Here is a 22205-nt window from a genome sequence, read left to right as displayed (position 1 = left end):
GATGATTTTGAGTTATGTTGTGAAATACGGGTAAGCTATCAACCCAATTGTAATTAAACTAACTCAACGTCTGCTCATCAGAATCAATAAAACGTATGCTGACTTCAGTAACACTTAATGGCCGGTAGAAAAAATACCCTTGAGCAATATCGCAACCATGCTTGACCAAATAATCAACTTGCTCTTGCAATTCTACGCCCTCTGCCGTGACAATTTTGTCTAAAGAATGTGCCATGCTAATCACCGCCTTCACCACAGCTTGATCTTCAGCTGAATCCATGAGGTTGCGTATAAATGATTGATCGATTTTTAACGTCGTCGCCGGCAAAGATTTAAGGTACGCTAAAGACGAATATCCCGTACCAAAATCATCAATTGCCACATGTACGTTTGCCGCTCGTAATTGTTGTAAAATATCAATTGATTGTTCAGGTATTGCCATTAAGGCTGTTTCAGTAATTTCAAACTTAAACCAACTCGGCTGCGCGCCATGCTTTTCAATAAGCGCTAATAACTCCTCAGCCAACAAGGTATTCATTAAGTCTAGCGCGGACAAATTTACTGATACACGCTTAAAATCAAACCCTTGCTTATTCCATATCACTAACTGCTCACATACGGTGCTCAGCACCCAGCGGCTGAGTTCGAAAATTAACCCAGTATCTTCGGCAACGGGAATAAATTCAGCAGGTGAAATAACGCCTAATTCAGGGTGTTCCCAGCGAATTAACGCTTCAAAGCCCGATAATTGATATCCAGACAATTCAATTAAAGGCTGATACACCATAAATAATTGCGAATGTTGCAGCGTCGAAACCAATAACGCTTGACGTAAGCTTTGTTCTATTAAAAGGCGTTTTTTATTAAACATAGCCTGTTCTTTATTACAAAATGCGACACAAAATGGGGTCTTTTTAGCCTCATATAATGCTGAATCCGCCTGACTCAATATGGCTTCCGCATCGTTGCCATCGTTAGGAAAAACACTGATCCCCACTCGGCAACCTAAAATAATGGTTTGCTCTAAAAATTCAAAATGAAGCTTAAAGGTATCGATTAAATCCAGGGAAATGATATTAGCCGTTGCAGCGCTAGTATTGGGCAAAGAGATACAAAATTTGTCGCCACCAAAACGTGACACAACGTACTTGCCTTTAAGGCTCTTTATAATTCTATCTGCGGCTTGCTTGAGAATATGGTCGCCTGCACTATGACCAAAGTTATCGTTAATCACTTTAAAGCGGGTTAAATCTAAAAATAATAATGCTAAAGGTTGGCTCGTTTTATGGCACAGCTGAATTTCATCTTCTAGGAGCAATTTAAAATAGTAACGATTCGCCAAACCCGTTAAGTCATCAAAGTGCGACAGCTGATACAGGTCATCTTGTTGCTGTTTGCGTGCAGTCACATCATGGGCAATGCCTTCACAACCAATGCACTGCCCGTCTTCATCATACATTGGGCGTTCTAACACTTCAAAGCTGTGGGGATTGCCGTCGACATCAAACAATTCCATATCAAATGGCGGTAAGTGTTCACCGCTTAAAATCCGCTTTATATAACCCGAAATTGCTTTGTTTTTTGGGTTGTCGGTTAAAAATTTAAAATAATAATCACCAAAACCGCTAATCGTATGGCCCAGAATATGAGTCACCGACGGGCTAACATAATGAACAAAACCATTGGTATCATGCTGATAAAAAATATACTCATCTTCTAATGACTCAACCAAACCTCGATAGCGGTTCTCGCTGTGGGTCAGTTGTAAAGTTCGCTCTGACACTAAGCTTTGTAGATTATCTTTAATCTGCTTTAATTCGCTATTGGCTGCTTCTACTTTATTATTGGCTAACAATAGCGCACGGTTATTGAGCCTTGTTTGCATAACCCAAATCATGAGCAGCAAAATAAGCGCACCCGCCACCACGGCTAATTCGATAAACTCTTGATAATCTTTTGGTAAACTAATATTGGCGCCCCATGCTTCATTGATGGCTTTTATTTCGGGAGCCGTTAACGAGTCAATGCCTTTTTGCATAATGCTGGTGAGTAACGGTAAATCATTTCTAACAGCAATTGATTCATTAGCTTGATTTTTTTCGTAAAATGCAGCTACTTTTAAATCTGCAAAATTGTATTTAAGCTGAAAATAATTGGCCGCAGCTAAAAAGCTAATCGCAGCATCCGCATGGCCTGCTTGTACCGCCTCTAACGCTTCACGCATGGTATCAACATAATACGGCGTCACAGAAGGAAACTCAGCTCTGACTTTATCGGAATAATGATACCCGTTAACTAATGCCAGCGTTTTACCGGCTATATCTCCGCGATTCAGTATCGAAATTTTGCTTTTTTTAGTAATAATCACCAACGATTTAAAGATGATAGGTGTCGTAAAACTAAACTCTGCTGAGCGATCGGGTGTATTAACCATGGTTAATACCATATCAATTTGGCTTTTATACAGATTATTAACGATGTTTTCCCACCGATGTTCACCATCTACAACAAACGTAATTCCGAGTTTTTTGCCTATTAGGGTTAAGGTATCTACGGCCATACCGACCGATTGGCCGTGTTCATTGATAAAACTATAGGGAGGAAAGTAGCCATCGACTCCCACGGTAATGGGCTGATGTTGAGCTAACCACTGTAATTCTTGCGGGGTTAATAAATGAGTCGCAGGGATGACTGGAACGTTGAGCTTTGCAGCACTAGAAGCTGGAGCGCTTTCAGCAAGAATGCTATTCGTTGAAACACTATTTGCAGGATCATTATTATCAGAGTCATTTTTAGCAAAATCATTTTGAGCAGAATCATTTTTAGCAAAATCGGTTCTAGCAGAAACGCTTTCAACGGCAAATGCGATAGGATAAAAAAACAGTAGGCACAGCGCAAAAAATACGGCTGTAATAGTAATATTCCATGTTTTTATTATCATTAAATCATTCCATAACCATAAAGAGACAAACAGTCGCGCTTTAAATTTATATGAGATTGTTACTATGAGATTGACACTGCAAAGCCTAGGATCACGAAAAACCCAAATAGTAAGTCGTATGACATCTTTTTGTGGCGGCCTTTAAGGGTAGAACAGTCACGGTAAGTCGCAACAAAACTACAAACCTAAGCAAATCTGAATCGATTTTTTACGGCACTCAGTTAACATTACAATGTTTAAGGTTTTTATTTTAGATGATTATAATCAATTACCTAAAAAAATGATGATTAATTTAGCTGAGGCTTATTTAAAGTTGTTTCTTGTGATCAAGTACACACAAATGATCAATCCAAGCCGATAAAACCATCACAGCAACTGAATCGCAATTGTCAAAACGGCCATAAAACAACTTAGGCCTAATTGCATAGCAATTCACCTAATCAAGTTACATTAAACTAACACCTTTATCACTGATTGTTAACAACCATATCCAATATAGTATTCTGCGACAGGTTTCGTATTTAATTATCATCAAAACGCGCTGAAGCTGTTGTTTATGCACTTTATGTGTATTTACATTCAGGTGAGCATCCTCTTTAAAACCACAATAACTCGCGGAAACGGGTTGTTTAACTCAGCCCAACGTCATCCCCAAGTGATCTAAAAGTCGTCCCAAAATCAGCGAAAACTGACTTACATGAGATATAGGTCGTTCACTTGTAGCGATAATACCGTTACAGAGCTGCAAATAACGGGTGATTCCGTGGTCTTGTTTATTCGAGTATTCTGGCCAGATGCTGGATAAAACCCTATTTGCAACCGCTATGGATGACGTCAATCGGCCTGATTTGGCCAATCTTATTTGACTGACCACGCTGTCTAAGTCTTTACCGCATTATTTACAAAGTAAGCACAAAGAATTCTAGCAAAGTAAGCACAAGGTATTCTAGCAACGTAACAACTGAGTATTCGCGTTGTATTAGCACGAAACAATAACACGATAATAAATCGACAATTGACCACTTCCCTGTATAATCCGCGACCTTATATATTACGTCCTATCAGTCTTATTCTCACAATGCTACGCCCTAGCCGCTTGTCGATAACAATGCTGTACCACTCTATGGAAACTTGTTTTGATTTCTACCGCTAATATTACTATGCAGTTTGGCCCAGAGCCGTTGTTTGAAAACATTTCGGCGCAATTTGGCCATGGCAATCGTTACGGCTTAATTGGCGCAAATGGCTGTGGCAAATCCACATTCATGAAGATCCTCAGTGGCGCGTTAGCCCCCACCTCAGGTAACGTATCCATCACTCCAGGTTTAAAAGTCGGTACATTGAGCCAAGACCAGTTCGCCTTTGAAAAATTCAGCGTCGTTGATGCTGTGATCATGGGTGACGTAAGACTTTGGAAAGTGAAACAAGAACGCGACAGTATTTATGCTAAAGCAGAAATGACTGATGAAGACGGCATGCGTGTTGGCGATCTTGAAAGCGAATTTGCTGAAATGGACGGTTACACCGCAGAAAGTCGTGCCGGTGAAATCTTACTTGAAGCCGGTATCGATGAATCATTTCACTACGGGTTAATGCAGCAAGTGGCGCCCGGTTGGAAATTGCGTGTGTTATTAGCACAAGCCTTATTCGCCAACCCAGATATCTTGTTACTCGACGAACCAACCAACAACCTGGACATTCATACAATTAGTTGGTTAGCCGAAGAGCTAAACAAACGTAAGTGCACCATGATCATCATTTCGCACGACAGACACTTCCTGAACTCTGTGTGTACTCATATGGCCGACATCGACTACGGCGAATTACGTATTTACCCAGGTAACTACGAATACTTCCTAGAGCAGTCAAGCCTTATTCGTGAGCAGCTATTAGCAGGTAACGCTAAGAAAAGTGCTGAAATTGACGAACTACAAGACTTCGTTAACCGCTTTGGTGCTAACGCCTCTAAAGCGAAACAAGCCAGTTCACGCGCAAAGAAAATGGATAAAATTAAGCTTGATGATGTTAAATCGTCTAGCCGTATTACCCCATCAATTCGCTTTACTGAATCGAAAAAATTACATCGCCAGGCCCTCGTGCTTGAGGAGTTAGGCCATGGATTTGAAGAAGTGTTATTTGAACACGGCGACCTCATTCTAGAAGCCGGTTCTAAACTGGCGATTATCGGTGAAAACGGCGTGGGTAAAACAACCCTATTACGTTGTTTGGTGAACGAACTTCAACATAATCATGGTCGAATCAAATGGTCAGAAAATGCGGCCATTGGTTATTGCCCGCAAGACAGCAGTGCCGACTTTGACAATGACATGACTTTATTTGATTGGATGTCGTTGTGGCGTACTCCTAAGCATAACGACTTAATGGTCCGTGGCATGCTAGGTCGTTTATTATTTACCGAAGATGACGCCAACAAAAAAGTGCGTAACTGTTCAGGTGGTGAGAAAAACCGCTTGTTATTCGGTAAGTTAATGATGATGGACATTAACGTGTTGGTCATGGACGAACCCACTAACCACATGGACATGGAAGCGATTGAAGCATTAAATCAAGCGTTGAAATTATTTGAAGGCACTTTGATATTTGTTAGTCATGACCGTGAGTTTGTGTCATCACTTGCAACGCGGATCATTGATGTAAAAGATAAAAAGTTAATTAACTTCCAAGGTACTTTCGATGAATATCTTGCAAGCCAGGCTGAATCAATAGCTAAAAAGTAGTTGTTATGTGTGCAAGTGAAACACTCACTCGCACACCTCAAAGGCTTTCGTTTATGTGGTGACACACCATAAACGGAGGCCTTTTCTATCTAATACCATTCCGCGTTAGTAAGTGATCTCTCAGCGAGAATTTAAAAGGGCTTAAACAAGGCGAATGACTGAATGAATAGTGGTTCTCTTTCGAAGTCATGCAACGCAGTGTAAGCCCTTTTAACACTCGCCTGAAAGGAATGCCCCAGCGGCTCTTGCTCTGCGTTCTCGCTATTTGAAAGGGAACAACCATTACTACATAGCGACGCCTTAATCAAAAACCGCTGGACGCATTCTGAGTGGTCACTTATTAGTGCGGAATGGTATAAACCATTTTATATTTGTGGTGTTTTGTGTTTATCGAACTATTTAACAGCCAGTCTATTTAAGACACTGTGCTATCACGCTATGGCTGTTACAATCGTAAATGCTAATAGACCCGCTTGAACACTTAACATCAGTATGTAAGTCGTAATTAAGTGTGTAAGTCGTAATTAAGTGGATAGCACGCCAAATAACAACGTAAAACAATAATTAACTAAAAGTAGCGAACCTATCATGAAGAGAAAAATCGAATTACTGGCACCCGGTGGAGACGTCGATGCAATCAAAGCAGCAATCATAGCCGGCGCTAATGCCGTATATTGTGGCTTAGATACCTTCAACGCCCGTAACCGAGCGGCTAATTTGTCGTTCGATGACTTGATTGGTGTGATAGCACTGGCTCATCAATACCAATGTGAAGTCTTCTTAACCATGAATATCGTTATTCTGGAAAACGAAGTGCCTACCTTGGTAAAATTGCTTAATCAACTGGTTAATACCGGTATCGATGGCATCATCGTGCAAGACTTAGGCTTGTTTAACTTAGTCAGTAAGCATTTCCCATCGTTAGCCATTCACGCCTCTACCCAGCTGACCACCCACAATGAAGGTCAAATTGGTTTCTTGGCTAAAATTGGCGCTACTCGAGTCAATTTATCGCGCGAGTTAAACCTCGGTGAAATTAAAAGCTTAACCACCCTCGCCCATGATCACGATGTACTTACCGAAGTGTTTGTCCATGGCGCCTTGTGTATTGCCTTCTCAGGTCAGTGTTATTCAAGCTCAGTGAGTGTCGGTAACTCAGGTAACCGCGGGCGTTGCAGCCAGGCATGTCGTGACGAATACGAAATCACCGCTGCGGGCAATAAGTTTCCGCTAAATTTAAAAGACAACTCAGCCTATTTCGATTTACCAGAATTGGTCGATGCTGGCGTAGATTCGTTAAAAATTGAAGGCCGAATTAAAGGCGCGCAATACGTCCACACCGTGGTAGACAGCTGGCGTAAGCAGATTGATCAATTTGTCGACACAGGCAAGTTATTAGCCGACGACTCAAACCTATATAAAGTGTTTAACCGCGATTTTACCAACTCATTTTTAAAAGGTAATCTCACCAAAGACATGTTTATCGACAACCCACGCGATAACAGCTTTAAACATGCCAACGACGTCAGCAATGCCATTTCTGTGGTGCAAATCCAGGAAGCACAACACACATTATCAACCGCTAAAGATGCCATTGTTGAATTAGTTGCTGAAAAGATTAACCACTTAAGCATCGCTAAACCACCGTTAACCCTTGCGTTTGCGGGTAAAGCGGGCCAAACGTTATCGATCACGGTTACCACCCCAGAACAGCATTTTGTGCTCGAATCGGACACCACGTTAACCACGGCAACAGAATCACAAATCGATCAAGCTGCAATTGAAAAACGCTTTAAGAGCTTAAAAGGCACGGGTTATCTGCTACAGCCGTTTAATTTTGATAACCTCGATACCGATTTAACATTGCCCTTTAGCCAGCTTACGCAGCTTAAAAACCAATTATTATTGCAACTCACTCAACGTGAATACATTGGCGCAGTCACGCTACCAAAGTTAGTTAAACACCCAAAAGTGACCGAAACACCGACGCTATCATTGCTGATCAGTGACGAGAAAGACATTAACTTATGCGATGTCACCGATGCCGATATTTACTTTAAGCTGCCAGAAAGCTTTAAGAAAAACGACAATAAATACATCGACATATTTTTGCGTAATCCAAGACTCATCCCGTGGTTTCCAGCCGTATTGATTGGTAAAGACTATGCAGAATCGGTACGACTGTTAGAAGCGGTAAAACCTGCACGTATTGTCAGTAATAATACCGGTGTGGCATTTAAAGCTTATGAAATGGGGATTGAATGGATTGCTGGGCCGTTTTTAAATACTACAAACTCTTATGCCTTACTCACACTGCAAGAGCAGTTAAATTGCGCTGGCGCGTTTATTTCTAATGAGATTAATCGCAATCAAATTAGAAACATCGCCAGACCAGCAAACTTTAAACTGCTTTACAGCATCTATCATCCCATTTTGATGATGACCAGCCGCCAATGCTTTTTCCAACAAACGGTGGGTTGTAATAAGCCCAGTATCGAAGATGGCTGCATGCTTAAGTGTGAAAAAGCCACCACGATTACTAACGTCAAAGGGATCTCGTTTGCAGTAGATAAGCAAAAAGGGGGTTATCCGAGTATTTATAACCACGAGCAGTTCTTAAACATTGAAGCGGTTGAAGACTTATCTCACTTGTTTGACGAGTTCTTTATCGACTTAACCAATATTGGTTCTGGCTCGAAAGCTGAAATTGACAAAGTGCAATTGGTTAACCATTTTGAAAATGTATTGAAAGGTGTTTCCGAAGCCAAAATAGAACTTAATCAATTGGTCACAGTGTCGACGAACGCGCAATACCAACAAGGTTTATAAAACTGACCATACTCATTGGCTCAGTTGTAATGATAAAAGTCGTATCGATAACCGTCGTAACGATAGCATCAATGCACTGAGTCAATAACAATGGCGCGAGTGCTTTTATACCCAATCTAAGAGCACAAGGCACAAACGATAAACAACAACGTATTGAAAAGAAGTCACCCTATGAGAAATGACATAGAAATAGTCGATCTACTCCGTGAACGCATTCCGTCTTTTGCATGCAAACCCGGTTGTCACGATTGCTGTGGGCCTGTCACCACATCATCAGCTGAAATGGCAAGGTTACCGGTTAAAACCGATGCCGAGCATGATGCCGCGTTAGCAGAATGGAACTGTGTTCATTTAGGCCCTAATGGCTGCGAAGTGTATGAACAGCGGCCGCTGATTTGCAGACTGTTTGGCACCACCCCACGGATGCCATGCCCTGAAGATCGCGGACCAGAAAAAATGATCGACACTAAAACAGAACAGCAAATCCATCATTACATAGCCAACACTCGTCAGGTATTGGTGTAGCATTCATTTATACCATTCTGCATTAATAAGTGACCATTACATACAAGATGTGGGTTACAAAATGGATTTATAAGATTTGGTTTACCAAGAGTTAATACACTAAAAACGCGTGCGTCGATGTTAAGTTTATGCCAACCATAAGAGAACACACCATGACACTGCCGATGACATTACCTGTGCTCTACTCATTACGAAACTGCCCCTACGCAATGCGGGCAAGGTTGGCGATTTACGCATCGGGTCAACAAGTGCATATACGAGACCTGGTGTTAAGCGACAAACCAGCAGAGTTAATGGCCGCATCGCCTAAAGCAACGGTACCCGTGTTAGTGATCACAGATAACGCGTTAATGGATCAATGCCATGTTATTGATGAGAGCCTCGCCATCATGCTATGGGCTTTTTCGCAAACCGATCCTGATCATTATCTGCACAGCCAATCGACTACAGCATTACCAGAAATGTTAGCGATCATTACTCAGTTTGACACTGAGTTTAAAGGACTGCTTGAACAATACCGTTGCTCAAAGCGATATCACGAACCCACGCTCACTCAAGACAGACAAGCATGCGAGCAATATCTTGGCAATCTCGAGTCACGTTTAACTCAACATCAATATTTACTGTCAGACAACCCAAGTCTGCTCGACCTAGCATTAATGCCGTTTATTCGTCAGTTTGCCCGAGTAGAGCGCCAATGGTATCTGCAAGCACCCTACCCACAGTTACGCCGATGGCTGGACCATTATTTACAAAGCAAAATGTTCACTAAAGTCATGGCGCAATACCCATTGTGGTTAGAATCGAAACAAGACCACGTCTTTGGCAAGCCGCAATAACCCTTACCTTTTTCGTAAAAGCGTTTTTACCCCGTAATACGACTCATCGATTATTGACCCATTAATGCTGCTGTTTGTGTGTGTTAACGTGCGATAACGCCTCAAAGAGACAATATTGATGACATTATAGAAATTTTGCGCATTTTATTTAACCTACAACTCTATTTTAATCACGGTGCAACACTGCTTAAGCCAAACTCAAAATAATTAAAACAAACCGTCACAAATAGTAAGAGCATCTTAGCCCTCACAACGCCCATATTCAGTCAAAAACCAAATTGGTATTACCAATAATTAAAACACACATTACCAAATGTAACATTGAGTTAAATCCATGTGACCAGATTTAATTACCTTAATATCATTAGTACAGATACAAGATTCTGTATTTCCTTTACAAATAAATACGCAGTTAAATCTAATGATATAGTCGCACAAAGCCTATTGTGGCTCACTATCATGCAGTTTAAAGCGGAACACAAACCTTGGTATGACAAAGTTATTATTTTGGTAAAGTAGATTGCAATTATTGGTAACGTGTTATATAAATGTTGCTGTTGATTAAAACAACGACAATTGGTAAGCCAACTGGTAATACCATATAATTAGTTCTTTGGGGGGAATTATGAAGCTTAATAAAATAAGCGCGATGTTTAGTAGCTCAAAAAATAAAGCCAATAACATAACAATATTCGGCGCAACACTAACAGCAATCTTAACTATGCCAGCAGCATTTGCCGCTGATGCAGAACAAGTCGCAGCAGAAGTAGACACAAGTGAAATTGAAGTCATTGCAGTACGCGGTATTTTCGGTAGCTTAAAAGCAGCCAACTTACTTAAACGTACTGATGCCCGTATCGTTGATGCTATCGTTGCAGAAGATATTGGTAAATTACCCGACAACAACATTGCAGAAGCCCTGCAACGTATCACCGGTGTATCAATCGAATCTGATTTTGGTGTGGGTGAGTCGGTCACTATTCGCGGCGTATCAGAAAACCTTATTCTATTAAATGGCCGTTCTACTGCTGGCCCTGGCCGTGGCGGGATTAGCCTAGATGACTTCCCTTCAAGCTTCTTGAAAACGGTTGAAGTCATTAAGTCGCCAACACCAGAAATGATCGAAGGTGCACTTGGCGGTACAGTTAACATGCAAACTGTACGTCCACTTGAACTTTCTGAGCCACTTGTCGCCATCACCCTTGACGGTGAATATGCTGACAAAACAGAAAACGTAGCGCCCAACTTTACCGCGGCCATTGGTGATAACTGGGATTTAGGCGAAAACGGTATCTTCGGTGCTTCTGCCAACATTTCTTACCAAGACCGTGAATTGCGTCGCGACGAATACTTCAACAAAGTTGATTTACAAGACGATATCGATATCAACGGTGACGGTATTGTTGATGTGTCAGGCGGACCAAATGGTAAGTATCTGCGCAGAACAGAAAGCACAGTTGAACAAAAAATTGAAGAGCGCGAACGTACCGCTTATGGTTTATCACTTCAGTGGGCACCAACAAACGAAGATTTAAATATCTACGTTGACATGAACGCAACTGAATTAGATGGCGGTCAGGCTGCGTATTCTATTCTAGATGTAGGCGGTTCAGTTTCACCAAGAAGCGACTCTTACTACGACAGCAATGGCCAGCTTCACAACTATGACTTAACCGGGGTACTCACCATTCCAAAAACCTGGAGTGATTTTACCACCAACGAAACAACTTCACATGCCATTGGTGCAGAGTGGAACGTCACAGACAATATCGAATTGTTTGCTGAATATGCCATTTCAAAATCTGAAGAACGTCAAACAGCATCAGAATTTAACTTACGTCCAATTGAACGCACCGATCCAACCCTAAATCTTGTTACACACACCAGCACAGGTAGTTCAACCAGCGGCGATGGTATTCCATCGTATATGTTTGAAGACACTGGCATGTTAACTAACCCAGACAACCTTGTATTCCGTGAGTTTTTCCATAAAACGCTGGACACTGACAACGAAGAACAAGCACTACGCTTCGACTTTAAAATCAATGATATTGGTGTTGATTTCGTCACTGCAGTTAAAGCCGGTGTGCGTTTTACCGACCGCGACTACAGCTCAAACCGTTTTGATTTAAAACCAAACGGCGACACGTTAAAAGATGCTTATAAAAAAGCTAAAAATGCAGATGGCTTATACAGCCCTACCTGGATTGATAATCCAATTATCGCCGACAGCTTTAAAACCATTAACATGAGCAACTCGTTCGACCAAACAGGCATTGCCGGTCAAAACGATTTACTCACTTACAATGTGTATGATGCAAACCAATTGCAAGATGCTGAAGCAACTTACGCATTAGTACAGCAAATGCTAGCCGGTACCACTTATGCAATGAACGGTTCTTTAGCAGACAACATGGTTGAAGACACAGGTGCTTATAAGTTCATTAATGAGAAAACCAGTGCTATCTACGCACAATTCCATTTAGACTTTGAAGACATCACTGCGGTTGTGGGTGGTCGTTATATTCAAACTGAATTAGAGTCGAGCATTGTTGACTCAGTTGATGCTAACGGTAAAAAAGTGCTTAACACGGGTAAAAACGATTACTCAGACTTCTTACCAAGCTTAAACGTAACCTACACCCTGTCTGAAGAAACGCTAGTTCGTTTTGCAGCCGCTAAAGTAATGCGCCGTGCAGACTTTGATGAGTTAAGCCCTGCACTATCAATCGATAACTCGTTAGTGACTGGTACTCAAGGTTCTTACCAATTAGAACCTTACCGCGTCACGCAATATGACTTGTCGGTTGAACACTACTTTGAAGATGGTGGTATCGTATCTGCCGCGTTATTCTACAAAGATGTGCAATCGTTTACCCAAACAGACAGTAGCTGTTTAGCTGACTCAAGTACGGTTAATGGTCAAAACACCACACAGTGGAACAACATTTGTTTACTTGATACCGCAGGTGAAAGCCAGGGCGACATCGTTAATGCCACCCAAGACCAAGGTTTAGCTTACGTCGATGCTGAAAAAGCAGCAGGTCGTACAGGTATTGCTATCGAAACCGACGTAAATGGCGGTAGCGGTGAAGTAAGAGGTTTAGAGCTAGGTTACCAACAGCAATTTGACTTCTTACCAGGGCTTTGGTCTGGTTTTGGTGTTAATGCCAACTACACCTATGCCGACAGTGAACAGCCAGACGGCAACCCACTGTTAAACATTTCTAAGCACACAGCCAACACCCAATTGTACTGGGAAGGTGAAGAACTTCAGTTCCGCCTAGCCTACAACTGGCGTGACCGTTACTTAGATGAGCAAAGCACAAAGCGTGTGCAAACTGTAGGAGCATTAGGTTACAACGTATTTAACCAAAATGACCCATCAGCAGATAGCTATGACCCAACAGTAGGCAATAGTTACCGCGAAGCACGTGGCCAGTTCGACTTCTCAGCAAGCTGGGATATCAACGAAAACTTCACTGTGGTAGCCAATGCAGTAAACATCACTGGTGAGCCAATTGAATACACTTCAGAGTTAGGTTCAGTTTGGGCTTACAGCGAAGCAGACCGTCGATACACGCTAGGCGTACGCGCCAAGTTCTAATCGAGCAAAACCAAAAAGCCTATCAAATTGATAGGCTTTTTACTTTACTGAATCAAGATTAATGCTCTGTTGTCGTGCTTAATACCAATGAATAATCGGCTGAATAATCAACTGTATTACCTTAACCCTTACCAATATTAATTTTGGTATGTCCAATTACCATAATTGGTTGACAATGTGGTTATAATTAACTAGAATTTTGTAATACAAGTTGATAATCAATTTACCGAATTTTTGAACGTCACACACAGCATTAAATACATTGTTAGCCTCAATAATTAGGCTCGCAAACTTTATCGTAGAAACGCATTTACCACTATATTTAGGAGTTAGATATGACAAAACCAGTCATCGGTTTCATCGGCCTAGGCCTTATGGGCGGCAACATGGTTGAGAACCTACAAAAAAGAGGTTACCAGCTAAATGTAATGGACCTTAATAAAGACGCTGTGGCGACCTGTGTTGCTCGCGGCGCTAATGCCGTCAGTTCAGCAAAAGAACTGGCCGCAGCAAGTGACATTGTTATGTTGTGCTTAACCACATCAGCGGTCGTTGAGAAACTGGTTTACGGCGACGAAGGTATCTTAGCCGGTATTAAAGAAGGTGCTGTACTGGTTGATTTTGGTACATCAATTCCATCTTCAACCCGTAAAATTGGAGCCGACCTGGCCGCTAAAGGCGTAGGTATGATCGACGCCCCACTCGGCCGTACACCTGCTCACGCAAAAGACGGTTTATTAAACATCATGGCCGCTGGCGACATGGATACCTTTAACAAGGTAAAACCTGTGCTTGATGAACAAGGCGAAAACGTATTCCACCTAGGTGCATTAGGCGCTGGCCACACCACTAAGTTAATCAATAATTTTATGGGTATGACCACTGTTTGTGCAATGTCACAAGCCTTTGCTGTTGCAGAGCTTGCCGGTGTTGACCGTGCACAACTGTTCGACATCATGTCTGCAGGTCCATCTAACTCACCGTTTATGAAGTTTTGTAAAAACTACGCCGTTGATGGTGTAAGCGACTTAGGTTTCTCTATTGCTAACGCCAACAAAGATTTAGGCTACTTCTTGAAAATGGTAGAAGACCTAGGCACTCAATCTAAAATTGCTGAAGGTTCATCTGCTAACCTACAAGCCGCATTCGATGCAGGCTTAGGTAACGGCAACGTACCAGAAATCTTCGACTACTTTGTTAAGTTGGCTAAGTAAGTTTAAGAATTGTAAACAAATAGCCTTAAACAAAGAATCTTATACAAATAGCTTTCAATACAATAAAGGTCTTCATAACGAAGACCTTTTTTTGCTTACAATAAACCCATATTATAAAAAGCTAAATCTGTTAAACAGCAGGGCAAAATCGTGAATATTTTTTGCACAGGTTTGGTACATTTTTAAAACTGAATTTGTTCAGTACGCCATCATTTCATGAATAATTGAAAGTGATTCAGTATTTAAATTACTCATGATGAGCAAAAAACGCACACTCATGCGGTTGCTCTGTGTTAGACAGTAATAGAGATTACTGCATACATTTAAACCTAATTACATATTAATGATATTTATTCTATCATCCAGAAATCATATACAATCATTATGAATATTAATTTTATGCAGGCAAGGAAACCTCTATGCATCCTATTTTAAAGCAAGATTTACCAGACTTCGCGAAACAAACTCTAAAGCATATTTTAAAACAGAAAGGTGAAGTCATTTATAGCTCTCATGAAACACTAAAAGAAGGTGATATTTATTTATTGGGACTAAATCCTGGTGGTGATGGACAAGAAAACCCTGATACTGCAAGTTCATATTCAATCAAATCTCATCTAGATAGAATGCTCAAGCGAACAGAAAACTCATTTATTGATGAAAGATGGGAAAACAAAGTAGCTCATTACGAGGCAGGTAAAGCACCGCTTCAAATGAGAGTTATTGACCTATTAAAAGGTATTGGAGTAAACGACCCTAGGACAGTATGCGCATCAAATATTATCTTTAAAACGTCTCGTGACTCCAGCGACCTCTGTTACGGTCTAGCTGGGTTATGTTGGCCTGTGCATGAAGCCATTCTCAACTTAGTGAAACCAAAACTTATTCTAACCTTTGGTATATCTTCAATATCAGCTTATGCGTTTCTGAAGGAGTTATTTCATATAGATGAAACTGAATTAACAATTGATGCAGATCATGGTGATTGGAAGTGCAAAGGCTTTAAATGTGAAATAAATGGTAAATCAACATTTATCGTTGCCGTTCCACATTTAAGTTATTATAGTCCGAAAAATAAGACTGAAGTTTTCTCTTGGATTAAGGAAAATGCAGGACTATAAGTATCTTCAGAATTAATGATTAAAAATTGTTGCTGGTTTAGACTTCTCACTAAATCAGTAACATTCAACTTAACTACTTTATCTTACACAGTTATCGTTTTTTCAACTACTTTCAAGTTAAATACGCATTAGTAACACTGCTATCTAGTCAACATAATCAATACACGGTATGGTGACACCAAACCAGAATACAGATAACGGACCTTGATTGTTTACCTACAATATCAATGGCAAAGCCAGCCGCCACTTTACCTATGCAGACCTCATTAACTGCGGCAATACGGCCATACTGAATCAGATTGAAAACTTACCACAGCAACCAGAAACCTGGCGTGCACTGAGCTTATTAGCCACCCAACTACTTGACCCTATCGTTGATCAATTTGGCCCTATCTCGTTCACGTATGGTTTTTGTTCACCTGAGCTTGCACGCTTAATTGCTAAAAATCGTAATCCGCATATCGCACCAAAACTTGACCAACATTGCGCTTACGAACTCAATCAAAATCAAAAGCTTATTTGCGACCGTCTCGGTGCAGCATGCGACTTTACCGTGCTCAATAACCCAGCCAGCACATCAAGTGATATCCAAGCCGATACACCAGTCGACATGCAACAGGTCGCGGCATGGATTTGTGAAAATCTTAAATTCGATCGCCTCTATTATTACGGCAAAGATCGCCCGTTGCACATCAGCATTGGCCCGCAAATGAATCAATTTGTGCAAACAATGAAAACCAACGCCGATACTGGCCACCGAGTGCCATCTAAAAAAGGCCGTGATGCCGTGGCATTAACCGTCATTCAAAACGTAGATTATTGATAAGCAGTTTGAGTTTTAGGTCACTAAGCGACAAGCTAACAAACACACTAAACACTTGAGAGCATTGTAGAATATCGATAAACTCAAATGATGTAATTTATAGGGTTTGCCATGTCCACCATCGAGTTTTACAACCAACATTCCCAAGACTTTTTTGCGTCGACTGTTAATGCCGATGTCAGTGAGTTGTACCACGCTTTTTTGAGTCAATTACCGGTTAATGCTCGTATATTGGACGCTGGATGCGGCTCTGGCCGCGACAGTAAAGCTTTTATTCAATTAGGGTTTGAAGTCACTGCTATCGATGCCAGCGTTGAATTAGCCAAAGCCGCTTCTGATTATATTGGTCAAAAAGTTACCGTTTGTACCTTCGAACAAATAGACCCAACACTGATTTTTGATGGAATTTGGGCTTGCGCTTCTTTACTTCATGTTGAAGCAAGTGCCCTACCCAACACGTTTTCGACTTTAGCCAGCACACTGGTATCCAATGGCGTATTTTATTGCTCTTTCAAATATGGCGTACAAGAGCGAACTCATAACGGCCGTTTTTTTGCTGATGCCGATGAGTCTTTGCTTGAGCAGTGGATACAAGGCTCAGGTTTACACATTAAACATACTTGGGTGACAACAGATGTTCGTCCAGATCGCGCAAATGAAAAGTGGCTTAATGCCATTCTTATTAAGACTGTAAAGTAGAGAAAGACATGAAGTTAGCAGAAGGACCTGTATTAACTAGCGGTGGTAAGGACGACCCACTTTTACCAAAGTTACTGCATTCAATTAACCGTGCATCACATATTGAAATATCGGTTTCATTTATCCAGCAATCTGGACTTAAATTGCTGTTTGATAGTCTAACTGACGCATTAGATCGCGGCGCTAACATTGCTATTTTAACCTCAGATTACCTGTACATTACCGATCCTGTTGCGTTACGCGAATTAATGATTCTGCAATCTTTAGGCGCAAAAACTAAGATTTTCAAATGTGAAAACCAGTTAAGTTTTCACATGAAAACCTATATCTTCGTCCAGCAACATTCTGATTTATTAGAAACGGGCTGTGCATATATCGGCTCGAACAATATCAGTAAAACCGCGCTAACTCATGCCTTTGAATGGTGTTTACGTTACGATTTAATTGAAAATCAAGACCCAAGTGAATTTAACAATATTCGTCATCAATTTGCGCAAATATTTAATCACCCTCAAGCTATCGATCTCAATGACTCGTATATAAACCAATATGCTGAGCACCGAAAAAAGGTTAAACCGCCGTTAGCCGTGGTGGGTGAAGTTGAGCCAGAAGAACTGATCCCGAATATTGCACAACAAGAAGCTTTATATGCACTGGCACAAACGCGGCTCGCCTTACAATCAAAAGGATTAGTTGTTCTCGCGACAGGCATGGGTAAAACATGGTTGGCAGCATTTGATGTGCAACAATTTAATGCCCGTAAAGTATTGTTTGTCGCTCATCGTGAAGAGATTTTATTACAAGCTGAGCGCACATTTAAGTCGTTGTTACCTAAACTTGTGAGTGGCCATTTTAATGCCAAATCTAAAGTGTTGGATGCTGACATTGTATTTGCTTCAATTCAAACATTAGGTAAACAGGCAAACCTTAATCAAGTTAATCCAAATCACTTTGATTATGTGATTGTGGATGAATTTCATCATGCAGGCGCCAGCAGTTACCAATCATTATTAAACCACTTTACGCCGCAATTTCTATTAGGTTTAACAGCCACACCAGAACGTACCGATCAAGCTGATATTTTATCTTTATGCGATAACAATTTGGTATATGAAAAGAACATCGTTGATGGCATTGAGTTAAGTATTTTAGTGCCGTTTCATTATCAAGGCATTAACGATAAAACGGTAGATTATCGTGAACTACCATGGCGTAACGGTAAGTTTGATCCTCAAGCACTTGAATTTACATTTGCCACACAAAAACGCGCTAAACATGTTTTTGGTCACTGGGAGACACACAAGCAGCAAAGAACATTAGCCTTTTGTGTCTCTAAAGCGCATGCAGATTTTATGGCTCAGTGGTTTGCCGCTCATGGCATAAAAGCGGTGTCTGTACACAGTGACTCTCAGGTTAAACGTGGAGAAGCCTTGAGCTTGTTAGCATTAGGCAAAATTGAAGTGATTTTCTCGGTCGACTTATTTAATGAAGGTACTGATTTACCCTCAATTGACACCATTTTAATTCTTCGCCCGACTGAATCAAAAATACTTTTTTTACAGCAATTAGGCCGCGGATTGCGCACATCACCCGACACTAACAAAAAGTTTGTTTCGGTTATCGACTTTATTGGTAATCACATCAGTTTTTTGAATCGTCCGATGGCATTACTGCAATCAAAAAACATCAACGAGACAGTAAAGCAGCTTAATGCACCTAAACTTCATCCTGATTGTGTCATCAACATTGATCCAGAACTGATTGATTTTTGGCAGCAATTAAAACTTGATTACTCTAAAGCTGATCAACAATATCAATTACTCAACGATGATTTAGGCCATCGCCCTAGTGCGACAGAGTTTTATCATAGTGGTTATGCTTGGAGTAAATTAACCCAGCAATTTGGTAGTTGGTTTGAACTGGTGTTAAGCCAAGAGCAAGATGATGAAAAATTACAGACATTAACGCCCTATTTAACATTTTTAAGTCGCGGTGTAGAAAAAGCCACAATGAGTAAATGCTTCAAAGCCATTTTATTAGAAGCTTTTATTGAACTAGACGGTTTACACACTCCCCCCAGCATCGACGCTGTTTGCATTAAAAGTTGGCAAGTCTTTAAACGCTACCCGGAGTTGTGGACGCAAGATGTTAAAGCTGATTTACAACAAGTAGAATCTGACTCACCAAAATGGCGTAAATACTGGTTAAGCAACCCGATTACTTTTTTAAGTAAGCAAGATAGCACCGATACTCAAGCTTGGTTTAACGTTGAAGGTGATTGTCTTCACGCCAATATAGACATTGCAATTGACGATATTGATACAGTATCAAGCGCAATGCGAGAATTGGGCGAGTTACTATTAGCGCGTTACAGCCAACGTAAAACCTCGAAGACTAAAACAAAACCATCATCTGCTAATGTGATTAATTTACCCATCGAACAACCTCAAGAACACTTGCCTCAGTTCAACTTCTATCCTGATATAAAAATCGCCTGTGGTCATTTTAAAACAGGATCAAATGATAGCCGTGAAACACTTCACTTAAATTCGACTTTCAGTCGACTTGATCCCTCTATTCACTTTATTGCACCAGCTAGCGGAAACTCGATGAATGGTGGTAAGAATCCCATTCAAGATGGTGACTTACTATTACTTGAGCTTGTTACGCCAATCAATGCAGGATCGATTACTGGAAAAGTCATGGCTATCGAAATCCAAGATGACGCGGGAGATAATCAATATTTACTTCGCCAAGTGAGTAAATTGACTAACGGTCAATATCAACTCAATGCTCATAATCTTGATTACTCGCCAATGATGGCCAATGACACTATGGTCACTTTCGCGCGATTAAAGCAGGTGTTAGTTAAGTCTGACCTTGCTGATTAATCAATTAGCTAATGTGTTCATCAACCATTGCTTGGGTCTGCTTATCAAATGCAATACCCAGTGGTTCAAAATAAGCCATTAATGCTTGATAGATTTGTGCGCAGTGTTCGGCATCTGGGTAGGCACCGTGTTTGCTCAGAGGTGAGTTGATGGTGCTGTTGACCAAATACGGGTTGGCGATGTCGGCGTGGGTTTCTGAATACATTTCAATACTGGCTTCAAACGCGCGGGCCATCATTTCAGTAGGCTTAGCAAAGTATTGGCTGTTTTGCCGCTTGTCTAAGGCAATTGAGCGGCGAACATAGTCGTGGGGTTCCTGGCTGTTGGCGCTTAAAAAAGTGACGGCAAATAAATTTGATAACTGCTGATTTAGCGGATGATTGACGATGGTTTTATCTGCGAGCCAGTGGTCTGTGGCGCAGACAAAGCGGCTGGTGCTGCTCATGTAATCGTCGGGGCTTAATAGGCTGTCGTCGATAAACATTTTATCGGCAATGTAGTGATCGAACGCATGCCAAAACTCATGAGCTAATGCCCCTGCTCCGGCATTTTTCGCTAATGCTAATTCTTTATATGCTGGCGAGTAATGGGCCTGTACGCCCTTTTGCCCGCCTGAACCAAAGGCAAACCTCAGGCTACCTCGCAGGCCGATTAACTCAGGTGGCACACGTAAAATATTGGCAAGGTCGGCCATTGAGTCAAAAATCAAATTGGCGGCCAGTGCAGACTCTTGTTTATTGACCCATTTACCGACACGAATATGGCGTAAACCAAAAGTGTCTTTAATGTCTAAAAAGCTCACCGAGGCACCATTACGATAGTCTGGACCTATGCGCTCAAAATAGCGCTGGTGATTTAATAACGAATGATGTGACGCCAAACAATACCTCTGATAAACAAACTGAACTGACACTCTTTTAACTGGGGATAGTTTACTACTAGAGTGCTTTTGAACGTAGCGAAATGTTAAATTCGTATGGATGTGACATATAATCTGCCGTAAACCCAACGCTGGCCACCAGCATATTTATTCGTATTTATGCAAAAATAAAAGTATTACCCTCGGTAATTTTTTAACTTTTATGCAAGTGATTGAATACCCAGTCAAAAAGGCGGTTTATTGTTCATTGTTCAACCCGTTTCATATCATCACGATTAGTGTTATTACGGCCACCAGCAAAATTAGATCGTTTATGCTGGTGTTTATGCTGTTGTTTATGCTTATGCTTATGCTTATGTTTGAGCGAGTCCTTGCATCACTTCTTATATTCTCTTTTACATTATTTTTTGTATTATCTTTTACATTATTCTTTATATTAAGATGGGCCTTGGTGATATGTTGTTTTTACTATCTAATCTCTAAGCGCTAATCTCTAGTAGCTAATCTTTAGTGCGAGTTCTAACATAAGCATCTTGCTTTAACATTGAGCTTAAACATCACAAATGGAGCATTGTATGATCAAAAATCTTTCGCTGGCGATGACGCTGTTTTTTACATCGACTTCAGTATTCACAGCCACTTCAGTGTTTGCTGTCGACAGTTTGATTACTCATCAAAGTCAATTTTCACCTAAAATCACAGCAGATAGATTTGAGTCGATTATTAAGGATAAGGGCTTTACGGTATTTGCGCGGATTGATCATCAAAAAAATGCTGAAAATGTCGACTTGAGTTTACCTGCGACAGAGGTAATTATTTTTGGTAATCCCAAGATTGGCACTCAATTGATGCAGTGTAATCAGCAGGTCGCTATCGATTTACCGCAAAAGGTGCTGATTACTGAAGATGCGAATAACAAGGTATGGTTGTCGTATAATAATCCACAATACCTTAAGCAACGTCATAACATTACAGGTTGTGATGCGGTGCTTGATAAAGTGAGTAATGTACTTGAATCGTTAAGCAAGGCAGCAACAACGCAAAGTAAGTAATTGTCATTTTATTTCATCACCATTGAATGTATCCACCATTGAATGT

General features: G+C 40.9%; 13 protein-coding genes. 11 read left to right on the top strand and 2 right to left on the bottom strand.

Annotation, left to right across the window (positions count from 1 at the left end; genetic code table 11):
• Positions 1-58 precede the first annotated feature (58 nt).
• The gene (locus ACROAE_RS06965; RefSeq protein ID WP_432400266.1) at positions 59-2941 is read right to left on the bottom strand and encodes an EAL domain-containing protein; all 2883 of its coding nucleotides are present in this window, start codon (positions 2939-2941) and stop codon (positions 59-61) included.
• Between the two features lie 1136 nt (positions 2942-4077).
• Here ACROAE_RS06965 and ACROAE_RS06960 point away from each other — a divergent pair.
• The 10 genes from ACROAE_RS06960 to ACROAE_RS06915 all read left to right on the top strand — a co-directional run bounded on the left by ACROAE_RS06960 (position 4078) and on the right by ACROAE_RS06915 (position 20227).
• Positions 4078-5679: an ABC-F family ATPase gene (locus ACROAE_RS06960; protein ID WP_432400265.1), complete on the top strand. Its 1602-nt coding sequence runs from the start codon at positions 4078-4080 to the stop codon at positions 5677-5679.
• Between the two features lie 588 nt (positions 5680-6267).
• Positions 6268-8508 carry a peptidase U32 family protein gene (locus ACROAE_RS06955; protein WP_432400264.1) on the top strand — a complete coding sequence of 747 codons (2241 nt, stop codon included), beginning with the start codon at positions 6268-6270 and terminating at the stop codon, positions 8506-8508.
• 171 nt (positions 8509-8679) lie between these two features.
• Complete coding sequence (locus ACROAE_RS06950) at positions 8680-9033, top strand: YkgJ family cysteine cluster protein (RefSeq protein WP_432400263.1); 354 nt, start codon at positions 8680-8682, stop codon at positions 9031-9033.
• A gap of 128 nt (positions 9034-9161) precedes the next feature.
• Positions 9162-9872 (top strand): glutathione S-transferase, encoded by a 711-nt coding sequence (locus tag ACROAE_RS06945; RefSeq protein WP_432400262.1) that lies wholly within the window; start codon positions 9162-9164, stop codon positions 9870-9872.
• Positions 9873-10497: 625 nt separating this feature from the next.
• Positions 10498-13479 carry a TonB-dependent receptor gene (locus ACROAE_RS06940; protein ID WP_432400261.1) on the top strand — a complete coding sequence of 994 codons (2982 nt, stop codon included), beginning with the start codon at positions 10498-10500 and terminating at the stop codon, positions 13477-13479.
• A 335-nt stretch (positions 13480-13814) separates the two neighbouring features.
• A complete protein-coding gene (locus ACROAE_RS06935; RefSeq protein ID WP_432400260.1) occupies positions 13815-14693 on the top strand; it encodes an NAD(P)-dependent oxidoreductase in 879 nt (292 codons plus the stop codon).
• A 419-nt stretch (positions 14694-15112) separates the two neighbouring features.
• Entirely contained in the window at positions 15113-15814 is a 702-nt protein-coding gene (locus tag ACROAE_RS06930) for a hypothetical protein (RefSeq protein ID WP_432400259.1), read from the top strand.
• Between the two features lie 208 nt (positions 15815-16022).
• Complete coding sequence (locus ACROAE_RS06925; RefSeq protein ID WP_432400258.1) at positions 16023-16637, top strand: hypothetical protein; 615 nt, start codon at positions 16023-16025, stop codon at positions 16635-16637.
• 111 nt (positions 16638-16748) lie between these two features.
• Complete coding sequence (locus ACROAE_RS06920) at positions 16749-17336, top strand: class I SAM-dependent methyltransferase (RefSeq protein WP_432400257.1); 588 nt, start codon at positions 16749-16751, stop codon at positions 17334-17336.
• Between the two features lie 8 nt (positions 17337-17344).
• Entirely contained in the window at positions 17345-20227 is a 2883-nt protein-coding gene (locus ACROAE_RS06915; protein WP_432400256.1) for a DEAD/DEAH box helicase family protein, read from the top strand.
• A 4-nt stretch (positions 20228-20231) separates the two neighbouring features.
• Here the strand turns inward: ACROAE_RS06915 and ACROAE_RS06910 are convergent, their stop codons facing one another.
• The gene (locus ACROAE_RS06910) at positions 20232-21107 is read right to left on the bottom strand and encodes a CLCA_X family protein (RefSeq protein WP_432400255.1); all 876 of its coding nucleotides are present in this window, start codon (positions 21105-21107) and stop codon (positions 20232-20234) included.
• A 575-nt stretch (positions 21108-21682) separates the two neighbouring features.
• Between ACROAE_RS06910 and ACROAE_RS06905 the strand changes: the two genes are divergently transcribed.
• Positions 21683-22159, top strand: coding sequence for a DUF302 domain-containing protein (locus ACROAE_RS06905; RefSeq protein ID WP_432400254.1), 477 nt, complete (start codon positions 21683-21685; stop codon positions 22157-22159).
• The last annotated feature ends 46 nt before the right edge of the window (positions 22160-22205 follow it).

The organism is Shewanella sp. MF05960 (assembly GCF_050849305.1).
In the GTDB taxonomy this organism is placed as follows: domain Bacteria; phylum Pseudomonadota; class Gammaproteobacteria; order Enterobacterales; family Shewanellaceae; genus Shewanella.
This window is presented reverse-complemented; position numbering and strand designations above follow the sequence as displayed.

Bases quoted from the DNA above. Each gene is read 5' to 3' on its own strand.
- ACROAE_RS06950 (WP_432400263.1), top strand. From the start codon at position 8,680: ATGAGAAATGACATAGAAATAGTCGATCTACTCCGTGAACGCATTCCG.
- ACROAE_RS06955 (WP_432400264.1), top strand. From the start codon at position 6,268: ATGAAGAGAAAAATCGAATTACTGGCACCCGGTGGAGACGTCGATGCA.
- ACROAE_RS06905 (WP_432400254.1), top strand. From the start codon at position 21,683: ATGATCAAAAATCTTTCGCTGGCGATGACGCTGTTTTTTACATCGACT.
- ACROAE_RS06930 (WP_432400259.1), top strand. From the start codon at position 15,113: ATGCATCCTATTTTAAAGCAAGATTTACCAGACTTCGCGAAACAAACT.
- ACROAE_RS06965 (WP_432400266.1), bottom strand. From the start codon at position 2,941: ATGATAATAAAAACATGGAATATTACTATTACAGCCGTATTTTTTGCG.
- ACROAE_RS06935 (WP_432400260.1), top strand. From the start codon at position 13,815: ATGACAAAACCAGTCATCGGTTTCATCGGCCTAGGCCTTATGGGCGGC.
- ACROAE_RS06920 (WP_432400257.1), top strand. From the start codon at position 16,749: ATGTCCACCATCGAGTTTTACAACCAACATTCCCAAGACTTTTTTGCG.
- ACROAE_RS06940 (WP_432400261.1), top strand. From the start codon at position 10,498: ATGAAGCTTAATAAAATAAGCGCGATGTTTAGTAGCTCAAAAAATAAA.
- ACROAE_RS06945 (WP_432400262.1), top strand. From the start codon at position 9,162: ATGCCAACCATAAGAGAACACACCATGACACTGCCGATGACATTACCT.
- ACROAE_RS06915 (WP_432400256.1), top strand. From the start codon at position 17,345: ATGAAGTTAGCAGAAGGACCTGTATTAACTAGCGGTGGTAAGGACGAC.